The organism is Paenibacillus sp. D51F (assembly GCF_053345695.1).
This window is the reverse complement of sequence record NZ_JBKFAO010000001.1, coordinates 168,967-187,756: the sequence shown is the minus strand read 5'-3', so window position 1 is coordinate 187,756 and position 18,790 is coordinate 168,967. Positions and strand designations below refer to the sequence as shown.

The following is an 18,790-nucleotide window of genomic DNA, read 5'->3' as shown; positions in this document are numbered from 1 at the left end:
GGCGCCCGGATCATCTCCGGGCGCCGCTTCGATTATTTTGCCAATTGCCGGAGGCCTTCCATAAACGTATCCACCAGCATGCGAAACGTGACGTCGAGGTCAAGCGGCATGCCGAAGCCGCCGATCCTCTCCAGCGAGGCGAAGCCATGCAGCAGGCTGCGGATGCCGCGAACCGCATGGATGGCGGCATCGCCCTGCAGCCCGAAGCCGGACATCGCCTCGAGCGTAAGCCGCACGACGGTTCCGCCGGCCTGCTGAAGCTGCTCGTCTTCCGGCTCGGGAGCCCTCTGGACCGCTTCGTACAGTCCCGGATGATTCCGCGCGAACTCCAGATAAGCGGCGCAGAACGAACGCATGGCCTCGTCGCCTTGCTTGCCGTCGAGCGCCAGCACGAGGCGGCCGTTCAGCCGCTCCAGCGCGTTCAGGGCGAGCAGCCGCCGGAGCTCGGGCAGGCCGGCCACATGATTGTAGAGAGATGGAGAGCGGACGTTCAGCTTGTGGGCCAGCGACGCCAGCGTCACGGCCTCGAAGCCTTGGGCGTCGGCAAGCTCGGCTGCAGCTCCCAGCAGCGCTGCTTGGTCAAGACCGATTCGCGGCGACATGGCTTTTGACTCCTTGGCGGAATTCGGCTTGCCGGATGGCCTGTTGCAGAGCGGCTCCGGGCTGCCGCATCATGCGTCCGTGGCCGGCTGCGAGGAGCGTCGGCTTCAGCGCGGCAAGCTTGCGGGCAGACTCCAGCGCGACATCCGCGTTCCAGGTAGCCATGGCGGGAAACGGGAACAGAATCCGCATCTGGCCGCTGACGGCGAAGCCGCCGCGGACTTGGAACGCATCCCCGACAAGCAGCGCCCCGTTGCGGCCATCGAGGAACGCCATCGAGCCGGGAGTGTGTCCGGGAGCGGCGATGGCGGTCAGCGAGCCGATCACGTCGCCGTCCCGCAGCAGCGCGTCTGGGCGGGTTTTCAGGTTTTTCGGAATATCGCCGCGGATCGGAGTGGACGGTTCCCCTTCGTCGAGGGACAGATCTCCGTCCAGCAGCCTTGCGTCGCGGGCCGACAGATGGACGGTAGCATGAGGCAGCGCCGCCTTGAGGGCGTCCAGCGCTCCGACATGGTCGCCGTGTGCATGCGTCAGCACGATGCGGGCGATCGGCTTGCCGATCGATGCGGCCGCCTCCAGGATGCCCTTCGAGCTGTACGGAAGCGCGGCGTCGATCAGCGTCAGCCCGTCTTCTTCTTCGACGAAATAAGCATTGACCGGGAACAGGCGGGGGAGAAAGGCCAGCTGGTGAACCGTTTGATTCCGAACCGTTTTCATACAGAATCCGCTCCTTCACTAAAACTAATCTAATTAGCTTTAATATAAACTAATGCAATTAGTTTTTGCAAGCCCTTTTTTCGCAAGCTCTGTACTGGACTGCTTTCCTTCCTTGCCGAGGGCGGACGGAAGCGGCAAACGGTCCGTCCCTGTCGGCGGATGCCGCCGGCAAAAAAACAGCGGCAGAACCGCATGGGCGTCGAGCCCGGTTCTGCCGCTGTCTGTCCTGTCAGGATACCCGAAGCCGGCTCGGAAAAGAAGCCCGGCCATCACGCCGACGCCGGGACCGTGTCGGCCTTGCTGCCGGTCCGGGATTTCTTCCATCCCGATCCCAGCAGCGCCAGAAGGCATCCGCCGGCGATGCATGCCAGCACGGAGGCGCTGCCGCCGGCCGAGTCCAGGCCGCCGAAGTACATCACTTCCCGCAAGCCGTAAGCGGCGAACCGCAGCGGAGTCCAGGAGTAGATCCAGAAATGGGATGTCTCCGTCAGGAATTCCGGGGCCATGTTGAGCAGCGGCATGGAGAAGAACATGAGCAGGACGAGGATCGCCATCGCGGGGTATCCGATCCAGTTGAGCAGCGCGGACTGCAGCATATAGAAGGCGGCGGCGGCAAGCCAGAGGAACAGCCAGGTGTCCAGCGAGTGCGCGAGCTCCATGCCATACCAGGAGGAGGCGGTCCACACGAGGAATCCCGACGCGATGCCTGCAATCACGATGCCGATGACCGGCTGCCAAGCGATTGCCGCCGGCCTCGCCGCTCCGTCCTGGACGGCTTTGCCGCCGGCCAGGAAGAGCATCATGGCGCTGACCAGGCTGCCCATCCACATGATCTGGGTAAGCAGGCCGGGCGCGCTGCCGGAAGCGTTGTTGGCGCCGACCGGATGAACGGTTTCTTCCTGCACCTGAATCGGGGCCAGAAGCGCCTGAGCGGCGGCGACCGGAAGCTGCTGCGAGTTCTGGGCGATTCCGGCGAGCATCGATCTGGACAGCTCTGCTCCCGCCATGCTCATGACCTGCCCCAGTCCTTGCCGGACGACAGTGGAGGCTTGCGCATTCAAGCCTTCGCTGACGAGAATCCGCACGGTCGGCTGCTGCGGCGCGGCGCCGGATATCGAGGCGATGCCGGAGCTGAGATCGGCGGGGAGGATGAGCGCTCCATAGTATTCTCTGGCGTCCAAAGCCTGGCGGGCGGCTTGCTCCGAATCGAGGACGGTCCATTTGATCGGCAGCTTGTCATTGGAGAGCAGCTGCTCCTTCAGCTTCTCGCCGACCGCAAGCGAGCCTCCGCCGGGAAGATCCGCCGGCTGGTCGAGGATCACCAGAGCAGCAGGCACCTCCTTCGGCTTCGTGCCGAGCACGGACCCCATCATTGCGGCTCCGAACACGGCGAGAACGGCCAGAACGACGATCATTCCGATCCATACCATTTTTTGCTTGAAGATGGCCATAATTCCCTATCCACTCCTTCTCTATGTGTAAATGAACACTTTGTTGAATACAAAGCACGTTGTTAATTATAATGAGGGGAGCAAAAAGCACAATCATCACATTTCAACGGAATGTCGAGTATTCGTCATGATCGGCGGAAGTGTTCAGCAACAACTTGATCCGGGAGGAATAGACATGCATTCAAACACAGGAAAGCCGGATCGGAGACGAGCCCGCACGAAACAGCTGCTTTATGAAGCCCTTATGAGCCTCGTCCGGGAAAAGGGAGCGGAGAACGTGACCGTGACCGATATCGCCGGACGCGCCGACGTCAACCGGGGAACGTTCTATTTGCATTACCGGGACGTGCCGGACATGCTCCAGCAGCTGAAGGACGAGGTGTTCATCCGGATCCGGACCGAGGTGGAGAAGCTGGATAAGGCGGAAGCGTGGGCGTATGCCGATCGGGATGAGGCTTATCCCCAGAGCGTTGCCATCTTCGACACGCTGGCGGCGCATGCCGACTTTCTCCGCGCGATGTTCGGGACGCAAGGCGACATGTCCTATGCCCTGCGGTTCCGCCAGCTGTTCACGGAGCATATCTACGAAAAGGCCAAAGACATGCCGGAGCGCAAATCGACCATGCCGCCGGATTATTTCGTCGCGTATGTGACGTCGGCGAACTTCGGCCTCCTTATGCATTGGATCGGGTCGGGAATGAACCTGACCTCCGAAGAGATGGCGAGAATCATGATCCGCACCATGCATTATGGGCCGCTCGTCGCGCTCGGCTTGAAGGAGGCTCCCGGCGGCGGGACGCGGGTAGGCGGGGAAGGAATGAATGGGGATGGGCCGTCGAATCCGTCCTGAATATCCAGATCGTTGGACAGTCCGGGAGGTACTACTATGAATCGATTGCAGCTCATCCGCGATTACGAAAAGAGATACCATGACGACTGCTACGAAAATAGGATTCTGTTTCAAAGCGGCTCCTGGCTGGAAAAGCCGGTGCGGACCGTTATCGACCTGTTCGGGCAGCTGGAGCGCCGGAGCGGTCTGCGCCTGCTCGATCTGGGCTGCGGGGTCGGCCGCAACAGCATACCGCTGGCTTCGCGGCTGGCCGGCACCGGAGGCAAGGTCGTCTGCGTCGATCTGCTGGAATCCGCCATCCGCCAGCTGGAGAAGTACGGCCGCGAGCATGGGGTGGCGGAGATGCTGGAGCTTCATCGATCCGATATCGCAGCCTTTCACATCGAGCCCGACCTGTACGACTACATCTTTTCCGTCTCCAGCCTGGAGCATCTGGATTCCATGGACTCATTGGGAAGAGTGCTCGATGACATGGAGGCAGGGACGCGAACGGGAGGCATCCACGCTCTCATCGTCAATGCAGGCGTCAGGGAAGTCAGCCTGGCGACGGGGGAGGAGCTGGATCCGAAGTTCGAGCTGCTGCTGGATGCGGAGGAGCTGGGATCCTTGCTGGCGGAGAAGTACCGGGGCTGGGAGCTGCTGCGTCACGCCGTGAAGCCTTACGAGCTGGAAATCGAGCGCGACGGAGTGCCGGTCTCCCTGAGCAGCGACGTCGTGACCTGGGCGGCCAGAAAAAGATCGGAAACAGGATAGGCAGACAGGAACGGATGTCTGTTATGGGGATGGCAGGTGCAAGCGGCGAAAGGCCTCGGTTATCCGGCTGCCCTCGGTTTCATCCGCTCGGACGGCCTGAGCAGGACCCTCGGAGTGGAGCGCGGCCAATCCCGGCATATATATAGTAGGAGGTGGAACGGCAATCTGCGGTTCCGCGACTGCCTGCGCAGCGATCCGGATCTGCTGGCTCAGTATGCCGGGCTGAAGGCTGAGCTGGCCAGCCGGTACCGGGATGACCGGGCCGCTTATACGGTTCATAAGGGGCTGTTCATCACAGCCGTGATGGAGAGTGCCGGGAGGCAGAACCAGGGCAAGGAGGCTCAGGCTTGATGCGGAGATCCAGCGTGGAGCCGCCTCGCACATAGCTGAAGGAGCGGCAGCTTCATTCCAGGGCATCGCAAGGTTGGATCCAAACAAACAATCGGCTTGCCGGATTGCCATGTTCACCGTACTTTAACAGCAGCTGAAGTTGATCTGCTCGGCGCTGGCGTCCCTGCCGGGGAACTTGGCGGGAAGCACGCCGCGCCGCATGCATCGAAGGGAGCCTGAGTGATGGCCGTAAAAGAAATTTTGCCGTTCGGAGACCCCATTCTCCGCCGCAGGGCCCGCGAGGTCGACAGTGTCGATGAGCGCACGATCCGCTACCTCGACAGCCTCGCCGAGACGCTGTACGCCCGGGAGGGCAGGGCGGGACTTGCCGCTCCTCAGGTCGGCATCCTGCGGCGCCTCATCGTCATGGACTGCGGAGAGGGCTTGATCGAGCTCATCAATCCGGAGATCATCCACCGGGAAGGCGAGCAGACGGGAGCGGAGGGCTGTCTCTCCTTGCCAGGGTATTACGGCAATGTGACCCGCTCGCAGAAGGTCCGGGTCAAAACGCTGACCCGGTCGGGCGAGACTGCCGTGCTGCACGGAGAAGGCTATCTGGCCCGCTGCATGCAGCATGAGATCGATCATTTGGACGGAATCCTATATGTCGACCACGTCCGCGAGAACTGGCTGACCGAGGAGCGCACGGGACGAAGGGCCGATCTCCTTCCGATCCTGCAGCTGAGCCGGAAGACTTGAGATCTGGGCTGGCCTGAGCGGATCTGGATCCGTTCGGAATCCGGGATCCGTTCGGGAGCCTGGCGTTTTTATTCCATCGCGTCGTTCGTTTTTGACATGATCGAGAAATGCTTGGCCAGAAAGGCCGGCGAATAGGGCATGTCGTTCCTCACCCAAGCTACGATCGTTCCGATCAGGGCCGCGGATCCGTACCAGATCGCAATATCCTTTGGGGTGCCCGATTTCGAGAGGACAGAATCGCCGCCCGACCGTTCGATCCGCAGGGCGATCGATTCCGACAGCATCTTGAGCAAGCGTTCGGTAAACACCGGCGTCCGTTTCGAGCCGAGAACGATCTTATAGAATTTGGCATGCTCCGCGATATGCTGGAGAAGATTGACCAGCTTGAGCGATTCGGCTTCTTCCGGCGATCGGTCGTTTACCGCGGATTGGTTCAATACCCGCTGGATATCATCCACCATATCGTCCGCCATCTTCTCCAGCATGTCGGGTATATCGCGATAGTGCAAATAAAAGGTGACGCGGTTGATCGTTGCGCGCTCCGCGATCCGGTTGACGGATATTTTTTCGAGATCCATTTCTTGCAGGAGATCGATCAAAGCATCCTTCAACAGCTGCCGAGTACGGAGCACTCGGGGATCGACACGAGGCTTGGCGGGATCTGTCATGGTTTTTGGCTCCTTCATCAGATACTTTACAATAATTCGTTTTATGTCTGTAATGTGCGAATTGGACGACATATATCCACAATGTGATGACTAGTTTACATTTTGCCCCGATGCGTTACTTGTAAGATACTGCTTTCTGAATATAATCTAATTTATACAGTGTCGATTATCTTACACATTGTAAATTAAGTCTAGATTATAGGTTTGGAGAGGATGGAGCAAGTTGAGCACAAGCAAGGAATTGAACGCCAGTAACATAAAAAAGGGACCGATCTTGTTCATCATGATTTTGGGAGCCTTTTTAGCGACGCTGAATCAAACGATCATGAGCGTCGCCACTCCGGAACTGATGAACGATTTCAACATTACGGCTGCGACCGCGCAGTGGCTGACGACGGGTTATATGCTCGTCAACGGGGTGCTGATCCCGATCACGGCTTTCTTCATGCAGCGGTTCACGACGAGGCAGCTGTTCCAGGCCTCCATGATGATCTTCCTTGTCGGAACGATCGTATCGGCTCTCTCGCATAGCTTCCCTGTCCTGTTGACCGGACGGATGATCCAGGCGGCAGGCGCAGGCATCATCATGCCGCTGCTCATGAATGTCATCCTGACGCTGTTCCCTCCGGAGAAGCGGGGGGCCGCCATGGGGATGATGGGTCTGGCCATCATTTTCGCCCCGGCTATCGGCCCGACTCTCGCCGGCTACATTCTGGAAAACTACGCTTGGGAAACGCTGTTCTACGGAATGATTCCCTTTACTCTTATCGTCATCGTCTGCGGATTCATCTTCTTGCGGAATGTATCGGAGCGGGGCCAAGCGAAGATCGACATGCTCAGCGTTCTGCTGTCCACCGTCGGCTTCGGCGCTTTGCTCTACGGCTTCAGCCGGGCCGCCGGCAAAGGCTGGTCGAGCTCGGAAGTCATCGCGACCATCGTTGCCGGCGTGCTGGCTCTCGTCCTGTTCTCGGTGCGGCAGCTGACCTCCAAAAGCCCGCTGCTTGACCTGCGGGCGTTCAAGTACAATATGTTCTCCTTGACGACGGTCATCAATGTCGCGATTACGATGGTCATGTACGCGGATATGATGCTGCTTCCGCTCTATCTCCAAAATGCCCGCGGCTACACGGCTCTCGAATCCGGCCTGCTGCTGCTTCCCGGCGCGCTTGTCATGGGCTTCATGATGCCGGTCGCCGGCAAGCTGTTCGACCGCTTCGGCGCCAAGTGGCTGGCTGTCGCAGGCATGATCATCACCATCGTGACGACAATCGGCTTCACGGACCTGACGGACTCCACCAGCTATACGTATCTGGTCCTCATGTCTACAGGCCGCAGGATCGGGATGGCGCTGCTGCTGATGCCGGTGCAGACCGCAGGCTTGAACCAGCTGCCGAACCGGCTTAATGCGCATGGCACGGCCATCTCCAACACGGTGCGGCAGGTAGCCGGCGCCGTAGGCACTTCCCTGCTCATTACCGTCATGTCCAGCCGCGCCAAAACGCATGCTCAGGAGATGATGGCATCGGGCGCGGCCCAGACAAAAGAGCAGCTGGCGATGCAAGCTTCCATCCAAGGCATCAACGATGCCTACCTCGTCATCGTCTGCATCGGCGTTGTCGCGCTGGTCCTTTCCTTCTTCATCAAGAAAGTCAAGCAAGTGACAGAAGTAGAGTCCACAAGCACGGCGACGAAGTCGGCCGTACAAGAAGCTTAACGAGCCCGCGGCAGCTGCTGCCGGCCTCCGCAAGCAGCCTATCAAGACGGCTTTCCTTTTCGCGAAGGAAGGCGTCTTTTTTTCTGTCCGGGCCTCAAGGCCCAGCTGTTCTGTGAAAATAAAGTGTTAGACTGAAAAATAAAGGTTTAGACCGTGAAAATGAAGTTGTAGACTGGCAGTTGGCATTAAGGTGACGGGCAAGATTTCATGATAAAATTAGATTATCTGACTGAATTTAGGGGTGGTGGAGAGATGGCTGAAAGTCTTGACAAAGGTCCTTATTATCATGGGACACGAGCAGATTTGCAGATTGGAGACTTGCTCACAGCTGGCTTTCGCTCAAATTACAATCCCGATGTTGTGATGAATCACATTTATTTTACAGCTTTGCGTGATGGGGCTGGGTTAGCTGCTGAGTTGGCAAAAGGCAATGGTGTACCGCGCGTGTATCTCGTTGAGCCGACTGGCGACTGGGAAAATGATCCAAATGTGACGGACAAGAAATTTCCAGGCAATCCGACGCGATCATATCGCAGCACAGCCCCACTAAAAATTGTTGGCGAAGTGAAAGATTGGGTGCGACAAACGCCTGAACAACTCGCAGTTTGGAGAGAACGTTTGGCGAAAATAGATAAAGGCGAAATTCTAAATTAGCCTAATTGTTTAATGGTCAGTAGACATCTATTAAACGCTATATTTGATACTGATGTCCGCCATTGAGCTATCGTGAAACGATAACATCAACAAAAATGAAGGCTGCCGATCGCAATTGATCCGCAGCCTTCGCTCAACTCCCTCGGTAAAATGTAGTTTTCTCACGAATGCTCGCTTATTCGCAGGATCTCCCCAAAGGATAAATCGCTGTCCGGATAGAAGAGGGGATGTACCGTCCAATTCGGCAACCGAAGCGCATGCGGGAACAGAAGGGGCGAGTTTTCGCTCCTTTTTTACTGCTCTGTTGCACGCTGCTCCACGTACCTCCGGAGGCTCTCACTCCCATTTCTCGACGGGTCGATGCCCTTTCATTCCTTCGTTACGCCTATCCGGTGGGTGGAGGCCGGTTATCCTAACGGTACGGGTCTGTGCCCTTTTGTTGAACGCAATCCGGTACTCCGTGCAGTCTTGAGATCCCGCGAATAAGCCAGTATTCGTGCTAATTGAGAAGCGATTAAGCAGCTTGTTTCATAGGATGAGCACGATCCGGTTCGTAAGCTTCGCCGCTCTGTGCCATGGCAACTATAAGGCGAGCTAGCTTGCCGCAAAGCTTCATCACTGAGCGCATTGGCTTCATGCTTTTCGTCTTCACATTCACTTCATGCTGTCGTTTAAACGATACATCGTTCATGATGAGGGCCATGGTTGCCATGAACAGGGCATGCCGAAGCCTTGGTCGGCCACGTTTGCTGATGGACATCTGGCCCTTCCATTTGCCAGAGCTCGCTTCAGCTAGGTTGAGGCCGGCATGCCGCAGCAACGCATTGCCATGTGCATAGCCGCTGAGGTCGCCAGCTTCACCCAGAATGCCGGCGACAGACAAGATGCTCATGCCCTTAATGGCCAGCAGCGGCTTGGCCAGTGGGATCCGGGCCAGCGCAGCCGCCACTTCATCCTCGATTACCTGCAGCTGCTCCGTAGCCAGATCGTATTCGGCCAGCAGCTGTTGCAGATGAAGCTTGTAGGCTTTCTCGGCATGCTTGGCGCCGACTGAGCGCGCTGCCAGAGCCAGTAGTTCGCCAGCTCTTCGTTCACCACTGTGCCGCTTCATGACCGTTTTCCAGCCGTCGACTAACTGGCGAACGGTGAGCTTTTGAAGATCGGCAGGCGTAGGAAAGAGACGCAGGGTTGCAAGCGATCCGGAGCCAATGAGGTGTTTGTATACCTGCCGCAGCTCGGGGAACACAATGTCGACCCAGCGGTGGATCTGGTTCTTGACGCTGACGAGACGATGGACGATTGTCTCCCGGTTTGCCATGAGAACGCGCAGTTCCATGAATACTTCGCTGGATTCTTTGATAAATGTGTAGTAGCCGTTTTTCACCATGTCGGCGATAACGAAGGCATCCTTGATGTCGCTTTTAGATGGTGTATTGTCGCGGTTTTCCTTGTTCTTTTTGACGAGATGAGGATTCACCAACACGACCTCGAGGCTGCGGTCTTTGAGCCAGGCCGCGAGGCTGAGCCAGTAGTGGCCGGTTGGTTCCATGCCGATTATGGTGTCGTTTAGTTGGTGCGTTTCCTGCAAATCTTTCATCCACTGCAGCAGTAGGCTGAAGCCGGCGGCGTCGTTGGAGAAGTGAAGCGTAGTGCCGAGCAGAATTCCACGGAAGTTGACGGCGCGTGCAACGTGGGTTTGCTGGGCAATGTCGATACCGACGACAAGGTGCTGGGTTGAAATGCGTTCGAGCAGTTGATTTTGTTTGGTTTGCGCTTTAAACTTCAAGATAGAGCGACCTCCTTATGATGGCTAAAGGGCTATGACCCGTGACTACCCCATCGTACCGGAGTCGCTCGTTTTTGTGCAAAGTGCAAAATTAACGCTCTACAGGAATCCTAACGGGCAGGATAGCGTGGTGACATTTATGATAAGGTTCACCGTAATTTAGCCTACAACCTTACTGGTTTGTTGGCTAATTTTATATTTCAAAATACGTTGATTTAAATTTGAAACATTTCAAACCACAAATTTAAGATTTTGCAAGTTGATGTTCTTCCTTCAAACAACATTTCAATAAATATAGTTTTTGACATTGTGAGGATGGCGGAAGCGGGAGTAAACGGACTTCGGTTCTCTGACCTATAAACTGTCATGTGAAAGCTTACAAGCCGTCAGAATGGATTCTAGTTGTTCTGATGAGGTGTAAGGAGTGGGGGCATGGTTTACATCTTTTTCGTGTTTATTGTTTTCAGATATGCCGTATGCACTTCCAGCGACCGACTCTTAGTGAAATTTGAAGCGATACGATAATAATGAAATTTACAATATATGGTATAATGTGAGTGTTGGTTCTTTGGACTTGAAAGAATGATTTTATATACAAGTTCTATAAATTTGGAGGGAAATGATGATTGCTGATCTAGAAGAACTTAATTCCATTATTAAAAGTGAAGCGGATGGAATTTTATATGAGAATGGTCTAATGCACGTATTCAATAAATTTGGAAAAGCATTAGTAAGTGGAAGTTACTTCTTGGAATTAATGACATGGAGGGACTTAGATATATATCTAGCCGATGATGAAATGGATGTAAATAGCTTTTTTGAATTAGGAAAGGAACTTGCTCTGTGTATTAAACCATCCAAGATGAATTATCGTAATGAGTTAATTGGACATACAGAACACTTACCTCTAGGATATTACTGGGGTTGCTACACATTTATATATTCAAATGATTGGAAAGTTGATGTTTGGGTGATTTCTTCCGAAGATTTTGCTCGAAGAGAGTTGGAGATACATGAATTGAAATCCAAAATTGATGTGATGCAAAGGAAGGCAATTTTGAAGTTGAAGAACAGATTATATAGTCATCCTTTGTATCGAAAGAAATTTTATAGTGTAGATATATACAATGCGGTTATTGAAGACAGCGTTTATAACGAAGATGATTTTACGAATTGGTTGCTACATAACAGAGGAATCACTTTATAAAGGGAAGTTCTATCCAAAAAAGCCACTCCATTGTCAGGAGTGGCTTTTTCATTATAAGTAGATATATTTTGTGGTTGAACTTTACTTTGTGCTTAGATACGATACGGTGATCCGTATTATAAATGGTATGTTGGACATTGATCATTGAGCTAACGGGGAACGTTAGTTCAATGAACCAGCAGCAGTCTAGGACTTATTTTCAGGTCCTAATCTGCCGCTGGTTTTATATTTGAACAGTCTAGAACTAATTATTCCGAGTCTGACGATTTAGCAATTCAAAATCAGCGTAGGACCAACAAATCCAGTCTAAATCTTTATTTTCATCGGGCATCAGCATGCATGGGCTTCGGGACGGGCAGCGATCTCTGGGAGCCCCTCCTTACTGCGGCATGCGGAGCATGGTAAGATGAAGCCATTCGGAACATAGAATAGAGCAGGGCAAGCATCTTTTCGGCCGATGCCGGTACATAAGAGGAGGAAACCATTTTGTCCAAGGACTACTCCAAGTATTTTGATTTTTCGAACGCCAAGCTTATGCGCCAGGAGGACGGCAAGACGGCCTACCGGATCAACGGCCGCACGATCCAGATCGGCTCGGCTCCATCCTACAAGGAGGAGAAGAGGCGCGGCAAGGAAGAGGTGGAGATCCACCGGGGATTCCGCATTCCCGAGCGGATGAAGGATTTCGGCCAGGGCAAGCGCTATCTGATCCGCACCTACGGCTGCCAGATGAACGAGCATGACACCGAGGCGATGCGGGGAATACTCGAGCAGATGGGGTATGAGGCGACGGACGAGTACGCCCTGTCGGACGTCATCCTGCTCAATACTTGCGCGATCCGCGAGAATGCGGAAGACAAGGTGTTCGGCGAGCTGGGGCATCTTAAAAAGCTCAAGACCGAACGGCCCGGCCTGCTGCTCGGCATTTGCGGCTGCATGCCGCAGGAGGAGACGGTCGTCGGCCGCATTCTCCAGAAGCATGGCTTCGTCGACATGGTCTTCGGAACCCACAACATCCATCGGCTGCCCCATCTGCTCGAGGAAGCGGCGCTGAGCAAGGAAATGGTCGTCGAGGTATGGTCCAAGGAAGGCGACATCATCGAGAACATGCCCAAGAAGCGCGAGGGGCTTCGGGCATGGGTGAACATCATGTACGGCTGCGACAAGTTCTGCACGTACTGCATCGTTCCGTATACGCGCGGCAAGGAACGCAGCCGCCGTCCGGAGGATGTGCTGGCCGAGGTCCGGGAGCTGGCTGCGCAAGGCTTCAAGGAAGTGACGCTGCTCGGCCAGAACGTCAATGCTTACGGCAAGGATTTCGAGGATATAGACTACCGCTTCGGAGATCTGATGCGGGATATGTCCGGCATCGCCGTCCCGCGGGTCCGGTTCACGACCTCCCATCCGCGCGACTTCGATGATCAGCTGATTTCGGTTCTCGCGCAGCGCGGCAATCTCGTGGAGCATATCCACCTGCCCGTCCAGTCGGGCAGCACGGAGGTGCTGAAGAGGATGAGCCGCAAGTATACGAGGGAGGCGTATCTGGAGCTGGCCGGCAAAATCCGGGCGGCGATTCCGGACGCGGTTCTGACCAGCGACATCATCGTCGGGTTTCCCGGCGAGACGGAGGAGCAGTTCGAAGAGACGCTGTCGCTCGTTCGCGAGGTCAGGTTCGACTTCGCCTATACGTTCATCTACTCGCCGCGGGAGGGAACTCCGGCTGCAGGCATGGACAACGACGTGCCGGAAGAAGTCAAGAAAGCCCGGCTGACGAGGCTGAATGCCTTGCTCGCGGAGATCGGCCGGGAAGCCCATGAGGCGCTTCTCGGGCGGACGGTTGAAGTGCTGGTCGAGAGCGAAAGCAAGAACCGGCCGGATGTGCTGTCCGGGCGCACGCGCAGCAACAAGCTCGTTCATCTGGAAGGGCCGAAGTCGCTGATCGGACAGTTCGTCCAGGCGAGGATCGTCGATGCCCACACCTGGTACATCAAGGGCGAGATCGCGGCGGAGACGAGCGAGGCGGGTTGAAATCCATTGGGAGCAGGCTGCGCGGCAGCCTGCTTTTTTGGTATGAGACATAAGCCGGGTTTACGCTCGTACAGTCTGGACGCCATTTGGTATAAAACAAAAGGTTCACGCCCGTCCAGCCTGGACGCCGGCTGCCTGTCCTCAGGCAGGGCAATATGCGTCTTCTCTTCACGGCGATTTCCCTATCAACTTGAAGTAGAGCGGCCGTCAGCGAGATATTTTTGAAGGACGAGCGGCGTCAGCCCGAGAGAATCCGAAAATCCGATCATAGACTGATAGGGAGAGCTCGTATGAAAGGAGGAGAGGGAAATGAAAGGAATCGATTGCGCGGTTCCGTTGACCGTTTCAACGGCCAAGGCGGCGGCCGCGGCCGGTTATGTTTTCGCCTGCCGCTACCTCGTGCCTGCGGCGTATGCCTGGAAGAGGCTGACGCGCGCCGAGGCCGAGGCCATTACGGGAGCGGGCATGATGATCGTCTCCGTATACGAGACGGCGAACAACCGCGCGGCATCGGGAGCGGCGGCCGGCAAGGCCGACGGAGCGGCGGCGCTTCTGGAGGCGCAAGCCGTCGGGCAGCCGGCCGGCAGCGTCATCTATTTCGCCGTCGACTATGATGCCCAGGCATCGGATTTTGACGCTATCGAGGCTTATTTGAAAGCGGCCCGGGCGCAAATTCCGGCTTATCGGATCGGCGTGTACGGCTCCTATGCCGTCGTGGAGGAGATGGCCAGGCGAGGAGCGGCCCAGTCGTACTGGCAGACGTATTCCTGGAGCCGGGGCAAGCTCAGCAGCCGCGCCAATATCCACCAGTACAGCAACGATCAGAAGCTTGCGGGCATGACGGTGGATTTCAACGAATCATTCGGAGGAGAAGGATGGTGGAATACAATGGCATCGGCATTCAAGGATGTTCCGGACAGCTACTGGGCGAGCTCGGCGATCGAGAGAGCGGTAAAAGAAAATCTGATGGCAGGTTACCCGGACGGAACCTTCAAGCCGGATCAGCCGCTTACGCGTGCGGAAATGGCGGTCATTCTGTCCCGTCTGCTCGACAGGGGCTGATTCCGTCGGGAGGCGAAGAGAAGAGCAAGCGGCAGCCGGAAGTTGATATGCTCCCCATACGGTAGACAGGTGAAAGGATAAAAAGCCTGCTATTGCGAGGGGAGCTTTTTGTTATGCCCTGTTTTCAATCCTGATGAAAGCAGGAATGTTTTTGACAAGCAGCAGGAGGACGGAGACAAAAAACGTCAAGCCTCCCATGCCCGCAAGCAGGATGCCTTTCCAGCGGATCTGCAGGATGAAGTTCTGCAGCACGAGCACGATATGGAACTGGGCCGTATCCATGCTGCCGCCGTTGTTGGCCAGATAGAGCCCGGCCTGCTCGGAGCCCCACTGGACGGAATGATCCAGATGGATGCCGCCAACGATCAGCATGACCAAGGATAGAGCCGCCACAAAGAGAACGATGGCATTGAATCGGTTCATTGGACCCCCCATTTCATGAGCGTCAGAAAGATAGTTTCTGCTCCGATCCTTCCAAATCCTCCCTTTCTTCTGGAAAAAGACTAACAGCGGCAAGCCTTGAGGTCGACATAGATAAGGCGGTTGGACCGCGATTTCATTGCGGTTGGTCCGCGACTACAGCAAGGCTGGAACGAAAGGGAGTCATGCAATGAAGAAAGCATCTGCAAGCCGAAAATCGAGGGGGATGCTGCTGCTGGCGGCAGCATCGCTGCTTCCAGGCCTGGCGCTGGGAGCCGTGCCGGCTCATGCGGCGGAGAAAACATACGGATACACGGACGCCGACGCGTCGTTCGTGCCGCTCCGCGCGCTCAAGCAGCTGCCCGGAATCAGCGTGTCCTGGGACGCAGGCCAAGGGAAGGCCGAAATTGTGCGGGACGGCAGCAAGGCTGTTCTGACGATCGGCAAAAAAGAAGCCGTCGCAAACGGGGAGAAGGCCTCGTTGAATAGAGCTCCTTTTCTGGAAAACGGGGCTGCTTATGTGCCTCTTTCCTTTATGAGCAAGCAATTCGGCATCGGGACGGAACGGCTCCTGTCGGCTAATGCCGTGTCCCTGTCCCTGGACGGCGGGAAGCTCAGGCTGCCGCTCGTGCCGAGAGGCGCCTTCAGCGTGGCGAGAAAGCCGATCGTCATCGAAAGCAAGTCGGTCAAGGCGGCAGGCAGAAGCTTCTCCGTCCAGACGGCGACGGTGTCGCTGATGGACCCCCGCGTCGACCTGGAGGTGGCTGTCGCCGGAGGCAAGGCGGGCCGTACCGAAGAGCTGGCGGCGATGGCGAAGCGCGGAGGGGCGGTTCTCGCCGTCAACGGAGCTTTCTTCGATGCGTATACTGATTCCAGCGTCAAAAATCCATACGGATATCTGTTCAATGGAGGGCAGATTCTCTACAAGAGCTCCGGCGACAAAAAGACAGTCGTCACCTTCGATTCCAATATGCTGACCGAGCTGCTGTCCGGCGCCGAGTTCGAAGCCCGCTATCCGGACGGCGGCGTGGACGGAGCGGTGCAGGCAGGACCAAGGCTGCTAAAGGATGGAGCAGCGGCGATTGATCCCAAGACGGAAGGCTTCCGCGATCCGAAGATTTTGACGGGCGGCGGTTCCCGCAGCGCGCTGGGCTTGACCCGCGACCACAAGCTGATCATCGTCACGACCGGAGGCGCGACCATTCCGCAGCTGGCGGCCGTGATGAAAAGCCTTGGCGCCTGGCAGGCGATGAACCTCGACGGCGGCGCATCGAGCGGCCTTTATTACGACGGCAAGTACTTGACGAGGCCGGGCCGTCTTCTGAGCAACGCCTTAATGGTGCGTCTGGTGAAATGATCCTGGCGGATGCCTTCGATCCGCAGCTCCGCAAGGATAAAAGCCTTTATAACGGCTGGACCAGAATGAAGCGGGCCCCGGTATTCCGCCGGGGCTTTTTGGCATGCTAATCGTGAGACATTTCGCAAACGGCTGCGAAATTTGGTACAATGAAAAATCCCCGAGTGCGTAAATCGAGGGGTACTCGTTTATAAACATTTGTACTGTTTGAAAAAGAATGCGGAGGTCTGTATGAAATCATTGCGCACTTTATGGTTTACAATTGCAGTCATGCTGTTTGCCGCGACGGGACTGGCCGGGCATGCCCAGCCGGCGTCGGCGGCCGAGCAGGCCGTCAAAACGTATGACATCGCCACGGATGTCACGTTCGCTCCGTTCGAGTTCCAGGACGTGAGCGGACAGTATGTCGGCATCGACATGGATCTGATCCGGGCGATCGCCGAGGATCAGAACTTCAAGGTCAACATCAAGCCGCTCGGCTTCAACGCGGCTGTGCAGGCGCTGGAGGCGAAGCAGGTGGACGGCGTCATCGCCGGCATGAGCATCACCGACGAGCGCAAGGCGAAGTTCGACTTCTCTACTCCGTACTTCACGTCCGGGGTCATCATGGCTGTCAAGGCCGACAACGACTCCATCAAGAGTTATGAGGACCTCAAGGGCAAGCGGGTAGCCGTCAAAACCGGTACGGAAGGATATTCGTATGCGGAATCCATCAGCGCCCAATACGGCTTCACGCTCGTGCCCTTCGATGACTCCGCCCAGATGTACGACGAGGTCAAGGGCGGCAATTCGGCCGCCTGCTTCGACGATTATCCCGTGCTGGAGTATGGCGTCAAGCAGAACAACGGCCTGAAAACGGTCGGAGAGCGGACCGAAGGGGCTTCCTATGGGTTTGCGGTAGGGAAAGGCCAAAATGCCGAGCTGCTGGAAAAATTCAACCAAGGCTTTGCGAATCTGGAACAGAACGGCAAGCTGGACGAAATTAAAAACAAATACTTGGTAGCTTCCGAGAACAAAACCGGCTGGGCGCTCGTCGTCGAATCGCTGCCGGCGCTGCTAAAGGGACTCGGCAAAACGCTGCTGTACACGATCGTATCGCTCTTCTTCGCCTTCATTCTGGGCCTGATCTTCGGCTTCATGAAGGTCGGCCGCAATCGCTGGCTGCGCGGCATCGCCACGGTATTCGTGGATATTTTCCGCGGCATACCGCTGATCGTCCTGGCGTTCTTCATTTATTTCGGCATTCCGCAGGCGCTCGACTTCAAGATGCCGCTCTTCCTGGCGGCCGTCCTGACGCTCTCGCTCAACGCCGGCGCATATATGACGGAAATCATCCGCGGCGGCATCCAGTCCATCGACCGCGGCCAGATGGAAGCGGCGCGCTCGCTGGGCTTGTCCTACCGCAAGTCGATGATCAAAATTGTCATCCCGCAGGCAGTGAAGGTCATGATCCCATCCTTCATCAACCAGATGGTCATCACGCTCAAGGATACGTCGATTCTGTCCGTCATTGGACTCGTGGAGCTGACCCAGTCGGGCAAGATCGTCATCGCCCGCACGTTCGAGTCGTTCAACATCTGGGCCACGGTAGCGGTCATGTACCTCATCGTCATCACGGTGCTGACGAAGATTGCCGACGGGATGGAAAGGAAGATCAAGAATGGGTAAAATCAGCGTCACCGGACTTAAAAAGAGCTTCGGCACGAACCATGTCCTCAAAGGCATCGACCTGAAGGTCCAGGAAGGCGAAGTCGTCTGCGTCATCGGACCTTCCGGCTCCGGCAAGAGCACCTTGCTGCGCTGCCTGAACCGGCTGGAGGACATCACGGAAGGCACGGTCATCGTGGACGAGATGGACATCAACGACCGCCGCACGGACATCAACAAGGTTCGCGAGAATATCGGCATGGTATTCCAGCATTTCAACCTGTTTCCCAATATGACGGTGCTGAAAAACATCATGTTCGCTCCCGTGGAGCTGAACAAGCTGAAGACGGAGGAAGCCAGGGCCGCCGCTTTGAAGCTGCTCGACCGGGTCGGACTGGCGGACAAGGCGAATGCCTATCCGGCCTCGCTGTCCGGCGGGCAGAAGCAGCGTGTCGCGATCGCCCGCGCGCTGGCGATGAACCCCGACATCATGCTGTTCGACGAGCCGACCTCGGCTCTCGACCCGGAAATGGTCGGCGAGGTGCTCGGCGTCATGAAGGATCTCGCCCGCGAAGGCATGACGATGGTCATCGTCACCCACGAGATGGGCTTCGCCCGCGAGGTGGCCGACCGCGTCATCTTCATGGACGGCGGCTACATCGTTGAGGAAGGCTCGCCGGAGCAGGTGTTCGGCAGTCCGAAGCATGAGCGTACGATCAGCTTCCTGGACAAGGTATTGTAGAGTAAAAAAAGCGTTCCGCCCCTGTTCGATCGGGCGGAACGCTTT

Annotated in this window: 18 protein-coding genes; 12 read left to right on the top strand and 6 right to left on the bottom strand. The window is 56.3% G+C overall.

All coding sequences use genetic code 11. From position 1 onward, the window contains the following. Positions 1-32: 32 nt before the first annotated feature. From ACLBWT_RS00890 to ACLBWT_RS00880, 3 genes are all read right to left on the bottom strand, one after another. The gene (locus tag ACLBWT_RS00890) at positions 33-602 is read right to left on the bottom strand and encodes a TetR-like C-terminal domain-containing protein (protein WP_447661231.1); all 570 of its coding nucleotides are present in this window, start codon (positions 600-602) and stop codon (positions 33-35) included. Next, the gene (locus tag ACLBWT_RS00885) at positions 580-1,317 is read right to left on the bottom strand and encodes an MBL fold metallo-hydrolase (RefSeq protein WP_447661230.1); all 738 of its coding nucleotides are present in this window, start codon (positions 1,315-1,317) and stop codon (positions 580-582) included. Before ACLBWT_RS00885 ends, ACLBWT_RS00890 begins: the two co-directional genes overlap by 23 nt. Positions 1,318-1,586: 269 nt before the next feature. Further along, positions 1,587-2,768: a YhgE/Pip domain-containing protein gene (locus ACLBWT_RS00880; RefSeq protein ID WP_447661229.1), complete on the bottom strand. Its 1,182-nt coding sequence runs from the start codon at positions 2,766-2,768 to the stop codon at positions 1,587-1,589. Positions 2,769-2,943: 175 nt separating this feature from the next. Here ACLBWT_RS00880 and ACLBWT_RS00875 point away from each other — a divergent pair, with 175 nt between their 5' ends. The 4 genes from ACLBWT_RS00875 (at position 2,944) to def (ending at position 5,460) form a co-directional block, all read left to right on the top strand. Further along, positions 2,944-3,618, top strand: coding sequence for a TetR/AcrR family transcriptional regulator (locus ACLBWT_RS00875; protein ID WP_447661228.1), 675 nt, complete (start codon positions 2,944-2,946; stop codon positions 3,616-3,618). 36 nt (positions 3,619-3,654) lie between these two features. Then, the gene (locus ACLBWT_RS00870; protein ID WP_447661227.1) at positions 3,655-4,371 is read left to right on the top strand and encodes a class I SAM-dependent methyltransferase; all 717 of its coding nucleotides are present in this window, start codon (positions 3,655-3,657) and stop codon (positions 4,369-4,371) included. Between the two features lie 36 nt (positions 4,372-4,407). Next, the gene (locus tag ACLBWT_RS00865) at positions 4,408-4,722 is read left to right on the top strand and encodes a GrpB family protein (protein ID WP_447661226.1); all 315 of its coding nucleotides are present in this window, start codon (positions 4,408-4,410) and stop codon (positions 4,720-4,722) included. A gap of 222 nt (positions 4,723-4,944) precedes the next feature. Then, positions 4,945-5,460: a peptide deformylase gene (gene def / locus ACLBWT_RS00860; RefSeq protein ID WP_447661225.1), complete on the top strand. Its 516-nt coding sequence runs from the start codon at positions 4,945-4,947 to the stop codon at positions 5,458-5,460. A 68-nt stretch (positions 5,461-5,528) separates the two neighbouring features. On the opposite strand, the gene ACLBWT_RS00855 is transcribed toward def, so the two are convergent. Further along, positions 5,529-6,128, bottom strand: coding sequence for a TetR/AcrR family transcriptional regulator (locus ACLBWT_RS00855; RefSeq protein ID WP_447661224.1), 600 nt, complete (start codon positions 6,126-6,128; stop codon positions 5,529-5,531). 283 nt (positions 6,129-6,411) lie between these two features. Between ACLBWT_RS00855 and ACLBWT_RS00850 the strand changes: the two genes are divergently transcribed. Both ACLBWT_RS00850 and arr read left to right on the top strand, forming a co-directional pair. Further along, the gene (locus tag ACLBWT_RS00850) at positions 6,412-7,842 is read left to right on the top strand and encodes a DHA2 family efflux MFS transporter permease subunit (RefSeq protein ID WP_447661662.1); all 1,431 of its coding nucleotides are present in this window, start codon (positions 6,412-6,414) and stop codon (positions 7,840-7,842) included. Positions 7,843-8,049: 207 nt separating this feature from the next. Continuing rightward, positions 8,050-8,496 carry an NAD(+)--rifampin ADP-ribosyltransferase gene (arr, locus tag ACLBWT_RS00845; protein WP_447661223.1) on the top strand — a complete coding sequence of 149 codons (447 nt, stop codon included), beginning with the start codon at positions 8,050-8,052 and terminating at the stop codon, positions 8,494-8,496. Positions 8,497-9,010: 514 nt separating this feature from the next. On the opposite strand, the gene ACLBWT_RS00840 is transcribed toward arr, so the two are convergent. After that, a complete protein-coding gene (locus ACLBWT_RS00840) occupies positions 9,011-10,282 on the bottom strand; it encodes an IS110 family transposase (protein WP_447661222.1) in 1,272 nt (423 codons plus the stop codon). Between the two features lie 622 nt (positions 10,283-10,904). On the opposite strand from ACLBWT_RS00840, the gene ACLBWT_RS00835 reads away from it, so the two are divergent. The 3 genes from ACLBWT_RS00835 (at position 10,905) to ACLBWT_RS00825 (ending at position 14,579) form a co-directional block, all read left to right on the top strand. Then, complete coding sequence (locus ACLBWT_RS00835; RefSeq protein WP_447661221.1) at positions 10,905-11,489, top strand: hypothetical protein; 585 nt, start codon at positions 10,905-10,907, stop codon at positions 11,487-11,489. A gap of 534 nt (positions 11,490-12,023) precedes the next feature. Beyond that, positions 12,024-13,517 (top strand): tRNA (N6-isopentenyl adenosine(37)-C2)-methylthiotransferase MiaB, encoded by a 1,494-nt coding sequence (gene miaB / locus ACLBWT_RS00830; RefSeq protein WP_447661661.1) that lies wholly within the window; start codon positions 12,024-12,026, stop codon positions 13,515-13,517. A 309-nt stretch (positions 13,518-13,826) separates the two neighbouring features. Next, positions 13,827-14,579, top strand: coding sequence for a glycoside hydrolase domain-containing protein (locus tag ACLBWT_RS00825; RefSeq protein WP_447661220.1), 753 nt, complete (start codon positions 13,827-13,829; stop codon positions 14,577-14,579). 111 nt (positions 14,580-14,690) lie between these two features. Here the strand turns inward: ACLBWT_RS00825 and ACLBWT_RS00820 are convergent, their stop codons facing one another. After that, positions 14,691-15,002: a hypothetical protein gene (locus ACLBWT_RS00820; protein WP_447661219.1), complete on the bottom strand. Its 312-nt coding sequence runs from the start codon at positions 15,000-15,002 to the stop codon at positions 14,691-14,693. A gap of 187 nt (positions 15,003-15,189) precedes the next feature. Here ACLBWT_RS00820 and ACLBWT_RS00815 point away from each other — a divergent pair, with 187 nt between their 5' ends. From ACLBWT_RS00815 to ACLBWT_RS00805, 3 genes are all read left to right on the top strand, one after another. After that, on the top strand, positions 15,190-16,356 hold the full coding sequence (locus tag ACLBWT_RS00815; protein ID WP_447661218.1) for a phosphodiester glycosidase family protein: 1,167 nt from the start codon (positions 15,190-15,192) through the stop codon (positions 16,354-16,356). 231 nt (positions 16,357-16,587) lie between these two features. Further along, a complete protein-coding gene (locus ACLBWT_RS00810) occupies positions 16,588-18,024 on the top strand; it encodes an amino acid ABC transporter substrate-binding protein/permease (protein ID WP_447661217.1) in 1,437 nt (478 codons plus the stop codon). Then, positions 18,017-18,745 carry an amino acid ABC transporter ATP-binding protein gene (locus tag ACLBWT_RS00805; RefSeq protein ID WP_447661216.1) on the top strand — a complete coding sequence of 243 codons (729 nt, stop codon included), beginning with the start codon at positions 18,017-18,019 and terminating at the stop codon, positions 18,743-18,745. The genes ACLBWT_RS00810 and ACLBWT_RS00805 overlap by 8 nt, the downstream gene beginning before the upstream one ends. Positions 18,746-18,790 lie beyond the last annotated feature (45 nt).

Coding starts and splice junctions, on each gene's coding strand:
- ACLBWT_RS00890 (WP_447661231.1), bottom strand. CDS start 602: ATGTCGCCGCGAATCGGTCTTGACCAAGCAGCGCTGCTGGGAGCTGCA.
- ACLBWT_RS00885 (WP_447661230.1), bottom strand. CDS start 1,317: ATGAAAACGGTTCGGAATCAAACGGTTCACCAGCTGGCCTTTCTCCCC.
- ACLBWT_RS00880 (WP_447661229.1), bottom strand. CDS start 2,768: ATGGCCATCTTCAAGCAAAAAATGGTATGGATCGGAATGATCGTCGTT.
- ACLBWT_RS00875 (WP_447661228.1), top strand. CDS start 2,944: ATGCATTCAAACACAGGAAAGCCGGATCGGAGACGAGCCCGCACGAAA.
- ACLBWT_RS00870 (WP_447661227.1), top strand. CDS start 3,655: ATGAATCGATTGCAGCTCATCCGCGATTACGAAAAGAGATACCATGAC.
- def (WP_447661225.1), top strand. CDS start 4,945: ATGGCCGTAAAAGAAATTTTGCCGTTCGGAGACCCCATTCTCCGCCGC.
- ACLBWT_RS00855 (WP_447661224.1), bottom strand. CDS start 6,128: ATGACAGATCCCGCCAAGCCTCGTGTCGATCCCCGAGTGCTCCGTACT.
- ACLBWT_RS00850 (WP_447661662.1), top strand. CDS start 6,412: ATGATTTTGGGAGCCTTTTTAGCGACGCTGAATCAAACGATCATGAGC.
- arr (WP_447661223.1), top strand. CDS start 8,050: ATGATAAAATTAGATTATCTGACTGAATTTAGGGGTGGTGGAGAGATG.
- ACLBWT_RS00835 (WP_447661221.1), top strand. CDS start 10,905: ATGATTGCTGATCTAGAAGAACTTAATTCCATTATTAAAAGTGAAGCG.
- miaB (WP_447661661.1), top strand. CDS start 12,024: ATGCGCCAGGAGGACGGCAAGACGGCCTACCGGATCAACGGCCGCACG.
- ACLBWT_RS00825 (WP_447661220.1), top strand. CDS start 13,827: ATGAAAGGAATCGATTGCGCGGTTCCGTTGACCGTTTCAACGGCCAAG.
- ACLBWT_RS00820 (WP_447661219.1), bottom strand. CDS start 15,002: ATGAACCGATTCAATGCCATCGTTCTCTTTGTGGCGGCTCTATCCTTG.
- ACLBWT_RS00815 (WP_447661218.1), top strand. CDS start 15,190: ATGAAGAAAGCATCTGCAAGCCGAAAATCGAGGGGGATGCTGCTGCTG.
- ACLBWT_RS00810 (WP_447661217.1), top strand. CDS start 16,588: ATGAAATCATTGCGCACTTTATGGTTTACAATTGCAGTCATGCTGTTT.
- ACLBWT_RS00805 (WP_447661216.1), top strand. CDS start 18,017: ATGGGTAAAATCAGCGTCACCGGACTTAAAAAGAGCTTCGGCACGAAC.